This window comes from Peteryoungia algae (assembly GCF_030369675.1).
Taxonomy (GTDB): Bacteria; Pseudomonadota; Alphaproteobacteria; order Rhizobiales; family Rhizobiaceae; genus Allorhizobium; species Allorhizobium algae.
This window is the reverse complement of the sequence record NZ_CP128477.1, coordinates 1448671-1467716: the sequence shown is the minus strand read 5'-3', so window position 1 is coordinate 1467716 and position 19046 is coordinate 1448671. Positions and strand designations below refer to the sequence as shown.

General features: G+C 61.0%; 17 protein-coding genes and 1 tRNA gene. 5 read left to right on the top strand and 13 right to left on the bottom strand.

All coding sequences use genetic code 11. The features are described 5' to 3' along the window. The first annotated feature begins 88 nt into the window (after positions 1-88). From paoA to paoC, 3 genes are read left to right on the top strand one after another with little or no spacing between them, the layout of a single operon-like run. Positions 89-607 carry an aldehyde dehydrogenase iron-sulfur subunit PaoA gene (gene paoA / locus QTL56_RS07230; RefSeq protein WP_289393483.1) on the top strand — a complete coding sequence of 173 codons (519 nt, stop codon included), beginning with the start codon at positions 89-91 and terminating at the stop codon, positions 605-607. Next, positions 604-1554: an FAD binding domain-containing protein gene (locus QTL56_RS07225; RefSeq protein WP_245136466.1), complete on the top strand. Its 951-nt coding sequence runs from the start codon at positions 604-606 to the stop codon at positions 1552-1554. Before paoA ends, QTL56_RS07225 begins: the two co-directional genes overlap by 4 nt. Before the next feature lie 4 nt (positions 1555-1558). After that, positions 1559-3757, top strand: coding sequence for an aldehyde oxidoreductase molybdenum-binding subunit PaoC (paoC, locus tag QTL56_RS07220; protein ID WP_245136467.1), 2199 nt, complete (start codon positions 1559-1561; stop codon positions 3755-3757). Positions 3758-3942: 185 nt separating this feature from the next. Here the strand turns inward: paoC and QTL56_RS07215 are convergent, their stop codons facing one another. From QTL56_RS07215 to QTL56_RS07160, 12 genes are all read right to left on the bottom strand, one after another. Beyond that, positions 3943-4887 carry an acetamidase/formamidase family protein gene (locus QTL56_RS07215; protein ID WP_245136468.1) on the bottom strand — a complete coding sequence of 315 codons (945 nt, stop codon included), beginning with the start codon at positions 4885-4887 and terminating at the stop codon, positions 3943-3945. A gap of 303 nt (positions 4888-5190) precedes the next feature. After that, on the bottom strand, positions 5191-5970 hold the full coding sequence (gene ehuA / locus QTL56_RS07210) for an ectoine/hydroxyectoine ABC transporter ATP-binding protein EhuA (RefSeq protein ID WP_245136469.1): 780 nt from the start codon (positions 5968-5970) through the stop codon (positions 5191-5193). Continuing rightward, entirely contained in the window at positions 5967-6659 is a 693-nt protein-coding gene (ehuD, locus tag QTL56_RS07205) for an ectoine/hydroxyectoine ABC transporter permease subunit EhuD (protein WP_245136470.1), read from the bottom strand. Before ehuD ends, ehuA begins: the two co-directional genes overlap by 4 nt. A 13-nt stretch (positions 6660-6672) precedes the next feature. Continuing rightward, positions 6673-7338: an ectoine/hydroxyectoine ABC transporter permease subunit EhuC gene (gene ehuC, locus QTL56_RS07200; RefSeq protein WP_229573943.1), complete on the bottom strand. Its 666-nt coding sequence runs from the start codon at positions 7336-7338 to the stop codon at positions 6673-6675. 58 nt (positions 7339-7396) lie between these two features. Then, positions 7397-8248, bottom strand: a complete 852-nt coding sequence (gene ehuB / locus QTL56_RS07195; protein ID WP_245136471.1) for an ectoine/hydroxyectoine ABC transporter substrate-binding protein EhuB — start codon at positions 8246-8248, stop codon at positions 7397-7399. Between the two features lie 56 nt (positions 8249-8304). Then, positions 8305-9324, bottom strand: coding sequence for a N(2)-acetyl-L-2,4-diaminobutanoate deacetylase DoeB (gene doeB, locus QTL56_RS07190; protein WP_245136642.1), 1020 nt, complete (start codon positions 9322-9324; stop codon positions 8305-8307). A 3-nt stretch (positions 9325-9327) separates the two neighbouring features. Beyond that, entirely contained in the window at positions 9328-10506 is a 1179-nt protein-coding gene (gene doeA / locus QTL56_RS07185; RefSeq protein ID WP_245136472.1) for an ectoine hydrolase DoeA, read from the bottom strand. After that, a complete protein-coding gene (gene eutC, locus QTL56_RS07180) occupies positions 10503-11516 on the bottom strand; it encodes an ectoine utilization protein EutC (RefSeq protein WP_245136473.1) in 1014 nt (337 codons plus the stop codon). The genes doeA and eutC overlap by 4 nt, the downstream gene beginning before the upstream one ends. After that, positions 11513-12532, bottom strand: coding sequence for a hydroxyectoine utilization dehydratase EutB (gene eutB / locus QTL56_RS07175; RefSeq protein ID WP_245136474.1), 1020 nt, complete (start codon positions 12530-12532; stop codon positions 11513-11515). The genes eutC and eutB overlap by 4 nt, the downstream gene beginning before the upstream one ends. A 67-nt stretch (positions 12533-12599) precedes the next feature. Next, positions 12600-14048 (bottom strand): MocR-like ectoine utilization transcription factor EhuR, encoded by a 1449-nt coding sequence (ehuR, locus tag QTL56_RS07170; RefSeq protein WP_245136475.1) that lies wholly within the window; start codon positions 14046-14048, stop codon positions 12600-12602. Between the two features lie 164 nt (positions 14049-14212). After that, positions 14213-15616, bottom strand: a complete 1404-nt coding sequence (locus QTL56_RS07165; RefSeq protein WP_245136476.1) for an aspartate aminotransferase family protein — start codon at positions 15614-15616, stop codon at positions 14213-14215. 14 nt (positions 15617-15630) lie between these two features. Beyond that, positions 15631-17109 (bottom strand): NAD-dependent succinate-semialdehyde dehydrogenase, encoded by a 1479-nt coding sequence (locus QTL56_RS07160; RefSeq protein WP_245136477.1) that lies wholly within the window; start codon positions 17107-17109, stop codon positions 15631-15633. Positions 17110-17230: 121 nt separating this feature from the next. Here QTL56_RS07160 and QTL56_RS07155 point away from each other — a divergent pair, with 121 nt between their 5' ends. Continuing rightward, positions 17231-17698 (top strand): Lrp/AsnC family transcriptional regulator, encoded by a 468-nt coding sequence (locus QTL56_RS07155; RefSeq protein ID WP_245136478.1) that lies wholly within the window; start codon positions 17231-17233, stop codon positions 17696-17698. 188 nt (positions 17699-17886) lie between these two features. On the opposite strand, the gene QTL56_RS07150 is transcribed toward QTL56_RS07155, so the two are convergent. Next, positions 17887-18312 carry a hypothetical protein gene (locus tag QTL56_RS07150; RefSeq protein ID WP_245136479.1) on the bottom strand — a complete coding sequence of 142 codons (426 nt, stop codon included), beginning with the start codon at positions 18310-18312 and terminating at the stop codon, positions 17887-17889. Between the two features lie 629 nt (positions 18313-18941). Between QTL56_RS07150 and QTL56_RS07145 the strand changes: the two genes are divergently transcribed. Further along, positions 18942-19031: transfer RNA gene (locus QTL56_RS07145), tRNA-Ser, on the top strand. Positions 19032-19046: the final 15 nt, after the last annotated feature.

Sequence of the window (19046 nt, the reverse complement as noted above, 5' to 3'; positions counted from 1 at the left end):
CCGAGACGGTCACACCCAAGGAAACATGCCGGTTGAGCCGTATGAAGCGGCAACAGCCCCGGGTCCAGTTCCAACACCAGGACATCCAATGAGTTACAGCACCAAGCTTTCCCTGACGATCAACGGACAGGTCCGCGACATCGACGTGGACAACAGAACGACCCTGCTCGATGCATTGCGCGAGCACCTGCATCTCACTGGCACGAAGAAGGGCTGCGATCACGGACAGTGCGGGGCCTGCACGGTTCTGGTCGATGGACGCAGGGTCAATGCATGCCTGACGCTTGCCGTCATGCATGAGGGTGACGACGTCACCACGATCGAGGGCCTGGGAGAGCCTGGAAACCTCCACCCGATGCAATCGGCCTTTGTGAAGCATGACGGTTTCCAATGTGGTTACTGTACGCCCGGTCAGATCTGTTCCTCCATCGCCGTGCTCGACGAGATCAGGGCGAATATCCCGAGCCATGTGACATCCGACCTGACTGCCGACGCCGCCGTGACGGTTGAAGAAATCCGCGAGCGGATGAGCGGCAACATCTGTCGCTGCGGCGCCTATTCCAACATCATCGATGCCATTACCGAGGTTGCGGGAACACAAGCATGAGAGCCTTTACCTATGAACGTGCCTCCTCGGTTGAGGCTGCCGCCCGTGTTGCCGCCTCAAAGCCGGACACCAAGTTCATCGCCGGCGGGACCAATCTTCTCGACCTGATGAAGCTGGAAATCGAGGCGCCTACCCATCTGATCGACGTCAACGGGCTTGGTCTTGATCAGATTGAGCCGACGCCGGAGGGTGGCCTGCGCATCGGTGCGCTGGTGCGCAACACCGATCTTGCGGCGCATGACCTCGTTCGGCGTGACTACCCGCTATTGTCGCGGGCGCTTTTGGCCGGGGCATCTGGCCAGTTGCGCAACAAGGCGACGACGGCCGGCAACCTGCTGCAGCGGACGCGCTGTCCTTATTTCTACGACACCAATCAGCCCTGCAACAAGCGCCAGCCCGGAAGCGGCTGTTCCGCCATTGGCGGCTTCAGCCGCCAGCACGCGGTGATCGGCGTCAGCGATGCCTGCATCGCCACGCATCCGAGTGACATGGCCATCGCGATGCGTGCCCTTGATGCAGTCGTCGAGACCGTGAAGCCGGACGGCAGTCGTCGCGCCATCGCAATCGAAGACTTCCATCTTCTTCCCGGAGACACGCCACACATTGAAACGGTGCTGGAACAGGGGGAGATCATCACGGCCGTGGTGCTTCCAGCGCCGGTCGGTGGCAGGCAGATCTATCGCAAGGTGCGCGACCGGGCCTCCTATGCCTTTGCCCTGGTGTCTGTCGGGGCCGTTATGCAGGAGGACGGCACGGGGCGGATCGCTGTCGGCGGCGTGGCCCACAAGCCGTGGCGGGTCGAGGAGGCCGAGGCGGAGCTCACGAAGGGCGCGCGGGCTGCTTCGACCATCCTGATGGCCGGCGCACGTCCGACCGAGCAGAACAAGTTCAAGATCGATCTGGTGCAGCGCATCCTGAGCGCCGTGATTTCGGAAGCAAGAGGTTGAGGCCATGAAGTTCGACACGCCAGCAACCACAAATCCCATCGACAACCTGAAAGTCGTTGGCCGGCCGACCCACCGTGTTGACGGTGCATTGAAAACCACCGGCCGGGCGACCTATGCCTATGAATGGCATGACCCGGACTTGCGCTATGCCTATGGCTATCCCATCGGGGCTGCGGTCGCCAAGGGCCGTATCCTTTCCATCGATGCCACCGATGCCAAAAGCGCGCGGGGCGTGTTGGCCGTGGTGACGACGCTCGATGTCGGCGAGCGCGAAAAGGGCGAGTACAACACAGCGAACCTGTTCGGCGGCAGCACCGTGCAGCATTACCATCAGGCCATTGCCCTCGTCGTCGCTGAGACGTTCGAGCAGGCGCGAGCGGCAGCGGCCCTGGTCAAGGTCGACTATGCGGAGGAGGCTGGCGCCTTCGACCTCGCCGACGCCATGCACGCGGCTGTCAAGCCGGACGATGATCAGACGCCCGATTCGGCTTATGGGGACTTCGATGCCGCCTTTGCGAGCGCTCCCGTGACTTTCGATGCTCGTTACACCACGCCCGATCAATCGCATGCCGCGATGGAGCCGCATGCGTCGGTTGCAGTCTGGGAGGGCGACGAGGTTCGGGTCTGGACGTCGAGCCAGATGATCGACTGGTGGCGGGGAGATCTCGCCACATTCCTCGGCATCGACAAGGACAAAATCCGCCTGATGTCGCCCTATATCGGCGGGGGATTCGGCGGCAAGCTGTTCCTGCGCGTAGACGCCGTGCTTGCAACGCTTGGGGCGAAGGCCGTTGGGCGCGCCGTCAAGGTTGCGCTGCCACGGCCGTTCATCATGAACAATACGACCCATCGACCGGCCACGATCCAAAGGGTGCGCATCGGTGCCAAGGCTGACGGCCGGATTGAGGCCATCGCCCATGAAAGCTGGTCGGGCGACCTGCCGGGCGGGAAGGTCGAGCCGGCGGTCAACCAGACGCGGCAGCTCTATGCCGGGGCGAACCGCATGACCGCGATGCGACTGGCTACGCTCGATCTGGCTGAAGGCAATGCCATGCGTGCACCCGGCGAGGCCCCTGGTCTCATGGCGCTCGAGATTGCCATGGACGAAATGGCGAACAAGCTCGGAATGGATCCCGTGGAGTTCCGGATCCTCAACGACACGCAGGTCGATCCGGAAAATCCCGAGCGGCCATTCTCCCAACGCGACCTCATTGGATGCCTGCGCCTCGGCGCAGAGCGCTTTGGCTGGCGCGACCGTGGTCAGCCGGGGTCGCGTCGCGACGGGAACTGGATGATCGGGACGGGTGTGGCTGCCGCCTATCGCGACAATCTTCTCGTACCGTCGGCTGCCCGGGTGCGCCTTGGCCAGGATGGTATGGTCACCGTCGAGACGGACATGACCGACATCGGCACCGGCAGCTACACCATCATTGCGCAGACTGCGGCAGAGATGATGGGGTTGACGGTCGAGCAGGTCGATGTGCGCCTCGGCGATTCCGGTTTTCCGATATCGGCCGGTTCCGGCGGACAGTTCGGGGCCAATTCCTCGACCTCCGGTGTCTACGCCGCCTGCGTCAAGCTTCGCGAAGCCGTAGCCCAGAAGCTCGGCTTCAACTCTGCCGAGGTCGTCTTCGAGAACGGCCAGGTTCGCATGGGCAATCGCTCCGTCTCGCTCTCGGAGGCCGCCGGGCCGGAGGGGCTCGTCGGTGAGGACAAGATGGAATGGGGCGACCTGTCCAAGACCCACCAGCAATCGACCTTTGGCGCGCATTTCGTTGAAGTCGGCGTGGATGTGGTCACTGGCGAATGCCGTGTCCGACGCATGTTGGCTGTCTGTGCGGCCGGGCGTATCCTCAACCCGATCACCGCGGGGAGCCAGGTGATCGGCGCAATGACGATGGGCGTTGGCGCTGCCTTGTCCGAAGAACTGGCCGTGGACACGCGCCGGGGCTTCTTCGTCAATCACGACCTGGCCGGCTATGAAGTCGCCGTGCATGCCGATATCCCGCATCAGGACGTGATCTTCCTCGAGGAGACCGATCCGATGTCGTCGCCGATGAAGGCCAAGGGTGTGGGTGAGCTGGGCCTTTGCGGCGTCTCGGCCGCAATCGCCAACGCGGTCTACAATGCAACGGGACTGCGGGTCCGCGATTACCCGGTTACGCTCGACAAGCTGATCCATGGCCTTCCCGAGGTGGCATGACCTTGAGGACCAACGGGACGCAAGCCCCTTCGGTCCTTCGACACTTCAGGCCCGCCAGGTGAGTTACCAGACTGCGATGATCGGCGCCCATCCTATGGGCTCCGATCATCGCGATTTTACGTAGGTCGCAGACAGCGAAGCGGCCTCTGACGGGAAGGACTGGTTGCAGCCCCGACTTTCTGTCGTCAGGACAGAACGATCCGGGGGAAGTAGAAGGAAACGACCCAGTTTGGCATGTCGACGATTTCGCTGATCCTCAGGTCGCCGCAGACCGAGCAGAGCATGTAGGCGTCAACCGGGTTCATGCCGTGTTCGGCGGTGAGAAGATCAATCATCCGCATGACGGCCTCCTGCGCGCCGGTCATCAGGTCGGGACCGATGCCGGTCGTCACTTCGTAGCCGGCGCCATCGAGATGGCGCGTCACCGGCTCGGTCGTCGTGAAGCGGGGCGTCTTCATATTGGCGCCCTTCACCAGGTCGAGGGTGAGTTCGACATTCATCTGGCTTTCGATGGCCGTGCCGCAGACTTCTCCATCACCCTGGGCAGCATGCGTGTCGCCAACCGAAAAGAGTGCGCCCTCAACTTCAATCGGAAGATAGAGCGTTACGCCTGATGTCAGGTCCCGGATGTCCATGTTGCCGCCAACGCGGCGGGGCGGAACGACCGAATGAAGCCCGACCTCTGCCGGAGCGACGCCGATCGTGCCGGTGAAGGGCTTCAGCGGCACCTTGCCGCCGGGCCCATAGGCGGCCGGTGCCATGGAGGCCGTGTCGTAGGACCAGAGATGCAGGGCGGGTTCCTTGAACTGGTCGGCGAGCAGGCCGAAGCCCGGGATGTTCGCGGTCCAGCCATGGCCGCTAGGGTGGAACTTGCGGATGGTGACCTTCAGCGCGTCGCCCGGTTCTGCGCCCTCGACATAGACGGGTCCCGAGACCGGATTGACCTTGTCGAAATCGAGGCTGGCCAGCGTGTCGAGTGTCGCGTCCGGGCCCAACTGTCCGCCGGAGGAATCCAGGCATTCGAACAGGATCGTCTCGCCCGGCCTGGCGACGAGGGCCGGTGGGAAATCATTGTTCCAGCCAAAATTATGCTGGGCCCGGTGGATGGTGTGGTTGCAGGCGACACACATGATGATGGCTCCAGTTCTTCGTGATGCGATACTGCTTCGCCAAGATTGCGCATATTTCCGGGAGGTGAAATAGCCTGCGAGCTGTCGGAGCATCCCCTTGATACGCTCTTCCGTGCCTGAGCCTGCGGCAAGCCCGGTCGAGAGGTCAAGACACGAACGTTCGGCTTCTCCGGGATGGGTGTGGGCTCCTGCGAGAAGTCCAGAGGCTACGCAGATAACACGCAATGGAGCCAGCAAGTCCGGCTCCTGCGCGCTTGCGACAGCGAAGGCGGGAGGCTGCATCCCGTCGACTCTGGAGCCAATCTAGGCCAGCACGGAGGATAGAAACTCGCGCGTTCGCTCCTGTTTGGGCGTTCCGAAGATCTCCTCGGGGGATCCCTGTTCGCAGATGCGCCCCTTGTCGAAGAAGCAGACCCGGTCCGAGACCTCGCGCGCAAAACGCATCTCGTGGGTGACGAGCAGCATGGTCAGATCGTGCTCATGCGCGAGACCGCGGATGACGGAAAGCACTTCGCCGACCAGTTGGGGATCGAGCGCCGATGTCGGTTCGTCGAACAACAGAACACGTGGCCGCATGGCGAGTGCGCGGGCAATCGCGACACGTTGCTGCTGCCCACCCGAAAGTTGCACCGGATAATGGTCCTTCTTGTCAGCCAATCCCACCATGTCGAGCAATTCGATGGCGCGCGCTTCTGCCTCTGCCCGCGCCATGCCCAGGACCCGTACCGGGGCTTCAACGACATTGCGCAAGACCGTCATGTGCGGAAACAGATTGAAGCTTTGAAAAACCATGCCGACATGTTTGCGGATCTCGCGCAGATGCCGTTCGGAGGCCTGGAACGGTCCTTTGCCACGTTCTTCATGGTAGGACGTGTCGGCAAGTGTCAGCCTTCCCTCCTGGAACGGTTCCAGCGTCATGAGGATGCGCAAGACGGTCGATTTCCCAGACCCAGACGGCCCGATGAGCGTGACCTTCTCGCCCTGGGCCACGCTGAAATTGAACTGGTCCAGGACCGTCAGAATGCCGAAGCGCTTCGTCACGTTGGAAAATTCGATGATGGGCTTGTTGATGGTATCGGTCATCGCATGGGTATCCCTGCTTTGGGGAGCGCTTTCTGCAGGCGATGGAGGCCTGCCGAGCAGATCAGCGTCAGGAGGAGGAAGATGAGGCCGACGAGTGTCAGTGGCACGAGGTATTCGAACGTGCGTTCGCCGATCATGTTGGCAAGGCCCATCATCTCAAGGACAGTGACGACGGAAAGAACGGGCGTTTCCTTGATCATTGCGACCAGATAGTTGCCCATGGCAGGCACGATGCGCGGGACGGCCTGGGGGAGGATGATGTCCCGATAGGCTTGAATTCGCGTCAGATTGAGCGCGGTCGCGGCCTCCCACTGTCCGCGATGTACGGCCTCGATCCCCCCGCGATAGACCTCGGACGTATAGGCCGCATACTGCAGACCCAGCGCAAGCGCGCCGGTGAGGAAGGCAGGAAGGACAATGCCGAACTCGGGCAGGACATAGTATAGAAAGAAGAGCTGCACCAGAAGCGGCGTATCGCGCAGGAACTCGACGACGAAGGCCGTCGTCCAGGAGATCGCCTTGACCCGGCTGCGGCGCAGCAGGGCGAAGACGAGGCCAAGGGAGAGCGCAATTGCAAAGCCGGCAGCCGCCGCCTTCAACGTTACGGTCAGGCCGATCAGGATGATCGGAAGGATCGATAGCGTGTAGGTGACCCAGGTGGTCGTGTCCCATTCATAACCATACATCATGACGGCAGGCTCCTCACGATTGGCCCGGACGCGGCATGACGTCACCGCGTCGCACGAAGCGTTCGATCCCCTTGATTGCGATCATCAATATCAGCGACATCGCGAAATAGCAGACGAGCGTGATCGAGTAGATGCTGGTGCTGTCGAGGGTCAGGTTGCGGATCGACTGGGCCGCGAATGTCAAATCCGCGATGGAAATCAGCGAGACGAGGGAGGATAGCTTGAGGGTCTCGATGGCGAGATTGCCGAAAGCGGGCATCATCTCGACGATCGCCTGAGGCAATGAAATCCGATACAGCGTCTGGAAGCGATTGAAGTTCAGAGCGCGAGCCGCTTCCAGCTGCTGCGGGGACACAGAGGAAAGCGCACCCCGAACGATCTCCGCCCCATAGCCGCCCACATGCGCGGCCAGCACCAGAATGCCTGTCGTGACCGGCTCGAAACTGAGCCCGACCAGGGGCAGGGCATAATAGAACCAGAAGAGCTGAACGAAGAGCGAAGTGCCGCGAAACACCTCGGTGTAGCACAGCGCTATGCCCGACAGGATGGCGCCACCCTCGACGCGCAGGATGCCGAAGAAGAAGGCCAGGGCTGCTCCGACGGCAATCGCTGCAAGCGTAATCGTCATCGTGACGGTCGCGCCCTTCCAGAGCATAGGCAGATAGGCTGTCCAATCCATCTGTGAACTCCCGGTTTCAAGACGTCTGGCGCCCGGTCAGACCGGGCGCCATCCAGCATTATTTGCCGGCGCAAAGATCGGCGACGTTCTTTTCCGCAGCAGCTGCGATGCTCGCTTCGGAAACGCCATATTTTGCAAGGATCGCCTTGTAGTCGTCCGTCTTGCGGAACTCGACAAGGGCAGCGTTGAAGGCGTTGCGCAATTCCTCGTCTTCCGGCCGGAATGCGAAGCCGCCGTAGTTGCGCACCGGTGCATCATTGACGATCGGGTCTTCGAAAGGGGCGACCTGCTCGACATTCGCCTGATCCTTGGCGAGCTCCGATACGGTCAGCTCCGTGGCGGCATAGGCATCCACCCGGCTCTCCACCGTCGGGATTGCATCGGCATTGGCCGGAATGAAGACGATCTGGTCGTCCTTCACCCCGACGGCCCGAAGAAAGTCGACGTTGTTTGCACCCGAGACGACGGCGACCTTCAGCGACGGATCCTTGGCGATGTCGGCATAGGTTGTCAGACCCTTGGGGTTGCCCTTCTTTACCAGAAGTCCTTCGCCATAAGACGAGTTCGGTTCGGTGAAGGAAACCTGCTTGCAGCGTTCAGGCGAAATGTTCTGTTCGGCCGCAGCGAAATCGAAACGGCGCGCCTTGAGGCCCGGGATCAGCGTGCCGAAGGGCGTCACCGTCCAGTTGACCTCTTCGATGCCGATCTTTTTCAATACGGCATTCGCGACATCCGGGCCGATGCCCGCGGATGTGCCGTCCGGCTGCATGTAGGAATAGGGCACTTCATTGGCCGTGGCTGCACGAATGTAGCCCTGCTCCTTGACTTCTTCGAGGGTGAGAGCGCCCGCCGATGTGAGCGAAACGGCGAGGGCGAGAGCGGAAAGTCCGGTGATCTTTGTGATGTGCATCTGAATTCTCCTCTGGTTCATTGTTTTTGCCTGTCCGGTTCGGTTCTTGTGCCGGTTTACCGGGCAGGTTCTCCCGTCACCGTGGCGATGACGGAAAGGCAGTCGCCGGCCTTGATCAGGCCGGGCACGTGTCGTGCCGCAAGCACGCCATCCATGGCGGCTCGGTAGTCGATCGGGGTGATGCCGGTCTTGCCCACGGGGTAGACCCGGGCAATGGTTTCGCCGGCTGTGACGGTCTCGCCGAGGTCACGCACAAAGGCGACAAGACCGTCGTCCTCGGCGAAGGCGAAGCAATCGCTCGATGGCATGTCCAACCACTGGGTGGACTGCACGTCTGGAGCGCCGGGCAGGATGCCCGCGTGGCTCAACAGGTTGAGGATGCCCTTTCGGGCGATCTGGATGGATCGGGCACTTGCCGTACCGGCGCCGCCGAGCTCCGTCGTGACGAATACCTTGCCCATATCCTCGACGGTCGTGTCGAGCATGCCGACCGCATCGATTTCCAGCATCTTCATGGAGTAGGGCGCGGAAAACGCGGCCACGGCATCGAAACATCGCGCCTCCTGGGTTTTGTCAGGCAGTTCGTGTGCCGCAGCGTATGGCAGAAAATCGAGCGTCTTGCCGCCCGAATGGAAATCGAGGACGAAGTCGGCGAGTGGTGCCAGATAGCGGGTCACGTAGTCGGCGATCTTTTCCGTCACGGAGCCATCCGGGCGGCCCGGAAAGCTGCGATTTAGATTTCCCCGATCGATCGGAGAGGTTCGTGTGCCGGCGCGAAAGGCAGGATAGTTCAGCGCCGGAACGATGATGACACGTCCACTCACGTCGGCTGGATCCAGCGCCTGTGCCAATTCGAAGAGAGCCGCGGGGCCTTCGTATTCGTCACCGTGATTGGCTCCGGTGAGAAGGGCGGTCGGTCCATCGCCGTTGGCAATGACGCAGATGGGGATCATCACCGAACCCCAGGCGCTGTCGTCGCGGCTGTAGGGCAGGCGCAGATGACCGTGTTGTACGCCCATGGAGTCGAAGTCGACGGAAGGGCTAATCGGGGAGGGGCGGGACAGACCGGTCAACATCATTCAGCCCTTCACGAACAACTGTCGCGGAACATTCGAAAGACATTCGACACCTGTTTCAGTGATCGCGATGCTTTCCGTGATTTCGAGCCCCATATCCTCCAGCCACAGCCCTGTCATGAAATGGAACGTCATGCCTGGCTTCAGCTCGGTGCGATCGCCGGGGCGCAGGCTCATGGTGCGTTCGCCCCAATCCGGCGGATAGGAGAGGCCGATGGGATAGCCGGTCCGGTTGTCCTTGATGATCCCGTATTTCTTCAGGACGGCAAAGAAGGCATTGGCGATGTCTTCGCATGTGTTGCCGGGTCTTGCCGCCGCCAGTCCGGCCTCCATGCCTTCCAGGGTCGCCTTTTCGGCATCGAGAAAGGCCTGTGTCGGCTTGCCCAGAAAAACAGTCCGCGAGAGCGGGCAATGATAACGCTTGTAGGCGCCGGCGATCTCGAAGAACGTCCCCTCGCCAAGGCGCATGGGTTTGTCATCCCATGTCAGATGAGGCGCGGATGCGTCTGCGCCGGATGGCAGGAGCGGCACGATGGCCGGGTAATCTCCGCCAAACTCGGAGGTGCCGCGAATGCCGGCGTCATAGATCTCGGCGACCAGATCACATTTGCGCATGCCGGGCTCTATGGTGTCGACGATCCGCTTGTGCATCAGTTCGACGATCTTGCCGGCCTTGCGCATGTAGTCGAGTTCGGTCGGGCTCTTGATGGAGCGCTGCCAGTTGACGAGACCTGCGGCATCCTTGAAGCGGGCATTGGGCAGGTGCTTTTGCAAGGACGCGAAGGCGGCAGCCGAGAAGTAGTAGTTGTCCATCTCGACGCCCACGGTGAGGTTCGACCACTTGCGCTCGTCGATGATCTGCGACAGCAGATCCATCGGGTGACGCTCGGTCGACTGCACGTAGTGATCCGGGTAGCCGATGATGTTAGCGTGGTCGAGATAGGCGGTGCGCTTGGCGCCATTGGCGTCCTGCTTGCGGCCATACCAGATCGGCTCTCCGCTCGGCGGAACGAGTACGCATTGATGCACGTAGAAGGACCAGCCGTCATATCCCGTCAGCCAATGCATGTTGGACGGGTCGGTGATGATCAGAAGATCGATCTGCGCCGCTTCCATGGCATGACGGGTTTTGGAAAGGCGCTCGGCATACTCCTCGCGCGTAAAGTTCAGCGTCACGCTCACGCGGCGTCTCCCTTGTTGATTTTGTTGTCGATTGTCTGGCCGATACCGGCCTCCCGCGCGCGGTGAGCGGCCAGATTGGCAATGGCCGTGTCCTGAACGCCCGTGCCCGTCAGATCCGCGAAGGTTATTTCTTCGGCGCTCGTTCTGCCGGGCACCTTGCCGGCGATGACAGCGCCGAGTTCGTCGAAATGCTGATTTGCCGCAACTGCTCCGGCCCTTATGGCGTGGTGCAATTCGCCGAGAATGCGTGTCTGGGTGATACGATCGGCGATGTATCTGGCTTTGGCGAATACGGCCGGATCGATCTCGTTCTTGTGTTCGGCATCGGATCCCATCGCCGTCAGATGCTGACCGGGTTCCAGCCAGTCTGCCCGCAGAACCGGCTCTTCGGCAGGCGTCGTCGTGACGATGATATCGGCATTGCGCGCTGCCTCCCGTGGGTCATCCACGGCCGTCACGTCAATGCCATGCCTGCTGGTGAACTCGCCGGCGAGCTTGCGCGCTTTTGCAAGGTCGCGCGCCCAGATCCGTGCTGACCTTAGCGGACGGACCAGCGTCAATGCCTGAAGCTGGAGTTGTGCCTGCATGCCTGCACCGAAAATTGCGGCGACGGAGGCGTCCCGACGCGACAGATGCCGCGCGGCAACTGCGCCGGCCGCAGCCGTGCGCACATCGGTGAGATAACCATTGTCGAGCAGAAGCGCCTCGACCAAGCCTGTTCTGGCGCTGAAGAGGATCATCAGTCCGTTGAGGCTTGGCAGACCCAGCTTGGGATTGTCGAAGAAGCCTGGGCTGACCTTGATCGCAAAACCGTCAAATCCGGGCACATAGGCTGTCTTGACGTCGACCTCGCCGCGGAACTGGGGGATGTCGAGCCGCAAGATCGGGGGCATTGCGACGTCTTGGGTGGAAAGCGCTGCAAATGCGCGCTCGATACAGTCGACCGCGGATGCGTCCAGCTGGACAACCGCTCGCAGGTCACTCTCCGTCAGGATCGCGATGCGGCTCATGCGTCTGCCCCTTCTGTTATACTCCGGTGGAGCGCCGGATCGATGTTGCCGCCTGACACGATGGCGACGGTGGGGCCGGACAGTTCGACCTTCCCGGCCAGAATGGCGGCAATGCCGACCGCTCCGGCGCCCTCGACCATCTCGCCTTCCTCGCGCCAGGCGTGGCGAATTCCTTCGGCGATTTCGCCTTCGCTCAGAAGAATGACGTCATCCAGGAGGTTGCTGCAGAGCGTAAAGGTGACGTGGTTCGAGAGGCCGACGCCGCCGCCCAGGGAATCGGCCAGGGTTTGTTCTTCGCGGACTGCCACCGGTCGTCCGGCGGCGATCGACGCATTCATCGCAGCCCCGCGTTCCATGGAGATGCCGACGAGGCGCGTCTGAGGCCGCAAGGCCTTGACGGCTACGGCGATGCCGCCGGCAAGCCCACCTCCGGACAGGGGCACGAGCACGGTTCCCAGATCCGGGATGGCTTCGAGGATTTCAAGGCCGATCGTTCCCTGGCCGGCGACGACATCCACATTGTCGAAAGGCGGGATTGCCGTCAGACCATGCGTTTCGACCAGTCGTTCGACTTCCGTCTGGGCATCGTCCTGGGAGGCGCCGATGATGCGGACTTCGGCGCCAAGTGAGCGGATGGCTTCGACCTTGTTGGCCGGAACGAGCGCGGACATGCAGACGATGGCTGGCACGCCAAGTTCACGTGCCGCATAGGCAACTGCCCGCCCATGATTTCCCGTAGACGCCGTGACGAGCCCACGCCGGCGCTCACCATCGTCGAGAGACAGGATGGCATTCATCGCCCCGCGCAGCTTGAAGGCTCCGATCGGCTGGCGCGTTTCGAGTTTCAGATGAAACGGATGGCCGGTATGGTCAGACAGGGCGCCTGAGTGAATGAGCGGCGTCTGTGCGACGCGACCGTTTATCCTTGCCGACGCATTGCGAATGTCCGCCAATGTCACTGGCAGAGTGTCCGCGGTGGCCGTGTGGGGCAGGGGTTCGCTCTTCATGATTGTCATGTTGAGAGCGAAACAAAATCATGTCAATTGTTATATTGTAATGATTCAATGTTTGCCGAAGGACGTGTCATCCTATCGAGCCTATGTCGTAAACCGGGGGCATTTGATCGAATGTCTGGCGTACGATGGTCAGCGCTTTGGTCAGGCTGGTCTGGTTCAGGCGTCCGCCCAGACAGATACGGATACCGCCGCCATGACCCGGTCCGGCGATGAAAGGTTCCGACGGCGTGACGGCAACATTCTGGTTGGCAAGCGCACGCACGAGACTGTCCTCGGTCCACTGAGGAGGGACCCTGAGCCAGGCGCAGAGCGAGAGCGGGTGGCTGGAGGCGATGTGATCCGCCAGAATATCGACTGCCACCTGCTGGCGCTTCCGTGCCTCCTCGCGCTGGATGGCGACCAATTGCCGTGCCATGCCATTCTCGACCCAGCGTGTTGCAATTTCACCCGCGAGATAGGTGCCGCTCCAGCTGGTGACGCGCAGGATGGAGGCCGCCCGGATGGAATAGGAGCGCGGCACGACAAGGTAACCGACACGCAGCCCGGTGAGGACTGTCTTTGTGAAGCTGGTGACGAAGAAACCCAGGTCCGGAACCATGTCGCAGATCGAGGGCAGGTCTTCCTCGATCAACGGCCGATAGACTTCGTCTTCGACAACAAAGACGCCGTACTGCTCGGCGATTGCCGCAATTTCGCGCCTGCGCGCTGCGCCGGCCACGTGACCTGTCGGATTGTTCAGCGTCGGGATGAGGACCAGTGCCCGCACGCCGCCGCCCGAACAGGCGGCGGAAAATGCATCCGGCAGGATGCCTTCGCTGTCTGTGGGTAATCCTTTGAGGCTGAATCCCAGGACGTTCGACAGTCCGATAATGCCGTGATCGGTCAGGTTTTCGCACAGGACGATGTCGCCGGGACGAACGATACAGCTCAAGGCCAGAAAAATGCCATGGGCCGCACCGTTGGTGATGAGGATGCGTTCGCCCGTCGTGTCGACGTTCAGTGTTCGAAGCCAGTCGCGCGCCGTCTCCCGATGATGATCAAGCCCCGCGATCGGCCGGCAAGGCCTCATGAAACTGGCATTGTCAGCCTCTGAAAGCTCTCGGAGTATTTCGCGCGACGCCTTCTCGTGGGCATCGAGATAGACACCACGAACGATGGAAAGATCGAGCACCTCATTGGCCCTGTGATCGAGCATCATGCGGCCCGCGCGATCGGTCACCCGGGCCTTGACGAAGGTGCCGCGTCCGATCTCGCCGCTCAGGTAGCCGAGGCGTTCTGCCTCCTTGTAGGACAGGCTGATGGTCTGGACGGAGAGGCCGAGGTCGCGCGCGAGATCCCGATGCGTCGGCATCCGGTCCATCGGCTTGAGGATGCCTGCGTCGATATCCGCGATGATGCGTTCGGTCAGTGCAGCATGCTTCGTCTCACCTTTGTTTTTCGCGAGCTGAGGTCGCCAAAGCACAGGCTTGGCAACGGTCACCGGATCGCGGGCGGAGTGATTGGATTGTTGACGCATGAAATTGTCTCGTTATGACGACTTAAATTTCATGACATTATGCACGCTTCGCTCCAGAAATGAAGCGGCTGGGATCCGAGGCGGAACCGCCTCGGATTTTTCGCACTTCTGCAGCGTTGATTGCCTGCAGTGCCGTCGGCGACGGGCGTTTTACCGATCGTGTGTCAGATCCTTTCGCCAGCCTGTACCAGTTCATCCATGACGGAGCGCACGGCGGAATCGGCAATGGCGATGATTTCGTCGATCTCTTCCTTTGTCGTGACGAGGGGAGGGGCAAAACCCAGGATGTCGCCATGCGGCATCGCGCGCGCAATCAAGCCGCGGGCCCGGGCAGCCTTGGAGACACGGGCACCCACCGACAGGGACGGGTCAAAACGTGTCTTGTGTTCACGGTCTGCCACGAACTCAATGGCGCCCATCAGGCCGACGCCGCGAACCTCGCCGACGATGGGAAGTTGCGCAAACTTTTCCTTCAGCTGCGCCTGGAAATAGGCGCCGACCTTGCGGGCGTTGCCCGGCAGATCCTCCTTTTCGACGATGTCGAGAACCGCGTTTGCAGCTGCCGCGCCGATCGGGTGGCCCGAATAGGTGTAGCCATGGGAGAAGGCGCCAACCCGACCGGCTCCTTCTTCCATGACCTTGTAGACCTTTTCTCCGATGATTGCGCCCGAGAGGGGGAAATAGGCGGAGGTGAGGCCTTTGGCCACTGTGATGAGATCGGGTTCGATACTGTAATGCTGGGATCCGAACATCGAGCCGGTCCGGCCGAAACCGGTAATGACTTCGTCAGCGATCAACAGGATATCGTATTTCCGCAGCACCTTCTGAACCTCCTGCCAATAGCCCTCAGGCGGCGGAGTGATGCCACCCGTTCCCAGGACGGGCTCAGCGATGAAGGCGCCGATCGTTTCGGGATCCTCGCGCAGGATGAGAGCTTCAAGTTCGCCTGCGCGACGTATCGAGAATTCGAGTTCCGTTTCCCCGGCTTCGGCGCCCCAATAGTGATGCGGTGCGCCGGTATGCAGGATGCCGGCGCGCGGCAGGTCCATGTGGTCGTGATAGAAACTCATCCCGGTCATGGATCCGGACACGACGCTGCACCCGTGATAGCCGCGTTCTCTGGAAATGATCTTCTTCTTGTTCGGCTTGCCGCGAAGGTTGTTGTAGTACCAGACGAGCTTGGCTTGGGTCTCGTTCGCATCGGAACCCGACATGCCGTAAAAGACCTTGCTCATTTTGCCCGGCGCCATCCTGACAAGGCGGTCGGACAGAATTGCAAGTTCATCGGTCGTATGAGCCGCATAGGAGTGGTAATAGGCGAGGCGATAGGCCTGTCGGGAAATGGCTTCGGCCACCTCGGTCCGGCCATAGCCGACGTTGACACAATACAGCCCCGCAAAGCCGTCGATCAGTTGGTTTCCATGGGCATCCTGGATGCGTATGCCCTTGCCGGTTTCGACGATCGTGGGATCTCCCAACTTGCCGCTGGCAAAATCCTTGAGCTGGGTGAAGGGGTGCAGGACCGAGTTGCGATCCATCTCGGCGATCTGGTTCAGTTTGGCATTCATGGCAGTCCATCCTTTCAAGCAGCGAGATTTCCAAAGCAGACATATTTTGCTTCGAGATATTCGAGGAGGCCGTGACGCGAGCCCTCACGACCCAGGCCGGATTGCTTCCATCCACCAAAGGGGATGGGCGCGCCGGTGAATTTCGGCGTGTTGACGGCGACCATCCCGTATTCGAGCCTGTCCGTGAGCCGCATGGCGCGGCCCAGATCGCCGGTGTAGACGTAGGCCGCCAGGCCCATTTCTGTGTCATTCGCCCGCGCGAGTACCTCGTCTTCGTTATCGAACGGCAATATCGCCGCGACAGGACCGAAGGTTTCTTCTCTTGCAATCATCATATCGTCCGCGACATCGGCCAGCACCGTCGGCATGACGAAGTTGCCGCCCAGAGGACTGTCCTGTCCGCCGCAGACTAGACGGGCACCGGCTGACAGGGCCTGGGAGATCTGCTTTCGGCATTTCTCAGCCACTGAAGGACGCGTCATCGGCCCGATGTCGATATCCGGCTGAAGGCCATGTCCGACCTTGAGCTCCGATGTCGCCCTGGCGAAGGCCTCGACAAAGTGCTCGTAAAGCTTGCGCTGGACGTAAATGCGGTTTGCCGCGAGGCAATCCTGCCCGGAAGTGGCAAATTTTGCCCCCATGCATCCCTTAACCGCTGCCGTCAGATCGGCATCGTCAAACAGGATGAACGGCGCATTGCCGCCCAGTTCAAGTGATGCCTTCTTGATCGTGGGGGCGGATTGGGTCAGCAGAATTCGCCCGACTTCCGTGGAGCCGGTGAAGGAAAAAACCCGAACCTCCCTGTGTTCAAGCAACCGGCGGGAGAGTGGGGCCGCTTCGCCGGTCAATACCTGGAAGACGCCCGCCGGCATGCCGGCTTCCTGTGCGAGTTTTGCCAAGGCCAGAGCCGAGAGCGGTGTTTCGGGTGCAGGTTTGACGATCATGGTGCAGCCCGCGGCGAGCGCTGCGCCGGCCTTGCGGGTGATCATTGCAGACGGGAAGTTCCATGGCGTGATGGCCACAGTGACGCCGACTGGCTGCATCTGTACCGAGAGACGGCCTCCTGGCAGATGGCTGGGGATGGTTTCACCGTAGGCACGCTCGCCTTCAGCGGCAAACCAGTCGAGGAAACTTGCGGCATAGGAAATCTCGCCTTCGGACTCCGCCAGTGGCTTGCCCTGTTCTGCGGTCATGATGACGGCGAGGTCCGTTGCATTCTCGCGCATCAGTTTTGCCCATGTGCGCAGGACCTGACCGCGCTCCAGCGGCAGGGTGTCCCGCCAGGTCTGAAACGCCCGCGTGGCAGCCTGCACCGCAGCATCGGCGTCTTCGAGGGAGCAGGCCGCGACGTCGGCCAGATGTTCTGCTGTTGCGGGATCCGTGACCTGAAGGGTGTCGGCGCGCGCAATCCAGGCGCCATTCAAAAACGCCCGGTGCTCGAGCAGTTCGGGCCGTCGCAGGGAATTGAGCGCGGCTTTGGCGATACCTTTCATAGGTCACTCCCTCTTTCGGTTTATCGAAGTCTAGCCGCATCGCCTGTTCATTTGACTGCGTAGAGGGGCGGGCTTATGCAGGATGCCGATCCTAATTTCCTCCTCTGCGCAGGATTGCTGCATGAATTCACTTGATAGAGCGGACAGGGCGTTGCTGGAGGCGGTGCAGAGAAACAATCGCCTGACCTCGGAAGAGCTGGCGCGCATCGTCAACTTGTCTCCAACGGCCTGCCAGCGGCGGCTGAAACGATTGCGCGAGGAGGGGGTGATCGAGGCGGATGTATCGATCGTGTCGCCCAAGGCCGTCGGACGGGGCATCACCATGATCGTTCTGGTATCGCTGGAGCGCGAGCGTGCTGATATCGTCGACCGGTTCAAGGCGGCGATCCGGGCGACGAAAGAGGTGATGATCGGCTACTATGTCACGGGTGACGCCGACTTCATCCTGGTGATCACCGCAAAGGACATGGAGGACTACGAAGCCTTCACGCGGCGCTTCTTCTACGAGAATCACGATATCAAGGGGTTCAAGACCATGGTGGTCATGGATCGAGTGAAGGCAGGCTTTGCCTTTCCGATCGAGCCCTAGCCGATCTGGCGGGGCGCCGGTGCGGCAAAATCCCTTGTGCGTGCTCCTTATGAGAGAGGGCCGTCATCGTGGTCCGGAAAGCTGTGCGGCGATTCGGCTTGGACGAGGGACCTGTCGATGGTCTCTGGGCTCCAGCGGCGAAGCGATCAAGGCTGGGAGCAATCAGACGTCTTGCGACAAGGGGCCTTTTATGGAGAAGGAGGCTTTCGATGCGAGGTAGAGGATATGCGAGGGCTGCATAACCGATTTATGGCCGCGAACAATGTCCAGCCGATGGCGATGCCAACCATGTTGGGTGCGAGATCTGCCAGTCTTGGATTGTTACCGATTGTTGGCATCTGAACAACCTCCCAACCGACTCCGACAAGAAAGGTGAGGACAGCCGCAAACGGCAGGCGATCTCGACCAACAGCAATGACTGCGAGAGCGAAGATGAAGGCCGTTGAGCCGATATGCGGCATCTTCGTCAGTGCGTTTGCTATCGCTTCCCTGCTGAGATCCCAATCGAACACCGGCTTGCGATATCCATGGTTCGTTTGAGCTGCCGCCCATAGGCTGGCTGCACCGAACGCCAAGAAGGGGATCCATCGTCGCTTGCCGACCAGCTTTTTCATGAATGAATGATCCCCATCGGCTTTTTCCTTTGCCGCGTCGAGATTCACACCGCACGTTGGCAAAAGGTAGGCGGCTCGACAGGATACAAGCGTGCCGTCATGGTCTCGGCAATGTCCAATCTTCGTATGCGCCCATCCCTCTAGCGCGTCATCTTGGATTGAAACGTAGAAATGCTCATCGACAGACTCGAACTACGACTTGCCAAGGATGAGGAGTGGTACAGCGTGGGTGGGCAGGTGTGGTACAAAATCTCCGCCCTCGAACCGGTTCACTTCGCGCGCCAAGGCAGCATGTGGTAGCGGGACCGCCTCAGGAAACCGAGGTCGTGCCGAGTTTGCCGTCAGGGACCGGCTCGTTATGTGATCGCCTCACTCCTCCACCTCCACCGACCACCGATCGCCGGTCCTCCACTGGGTTGGCGGGGTCATGTCCACCGATATGAATGCGTCTCAAATCCTATTGGGATATCGCGGCCAACCGCAGGAGAGGCCAACACTCCGGCCCATCGGCTGGGACGTGCGGCGCATGTTTTTGTGGTGCGTGGAAAAAGCGTGACATTCGCTCTTGCGTGGGGGGTGAGTTGCCGCTATGAGACAGCCCGCGCCAACAAGCGCCGACCAGTGTGACCGGAGAGGTGGCTGAGTGGTCGAAAGCACCGCACTCGAAATGCGGCATACTCGCAAGGGTATCGTGGGTTCGAATCCCACCCTCTCCGCCAGGTTGTAGAGCCACT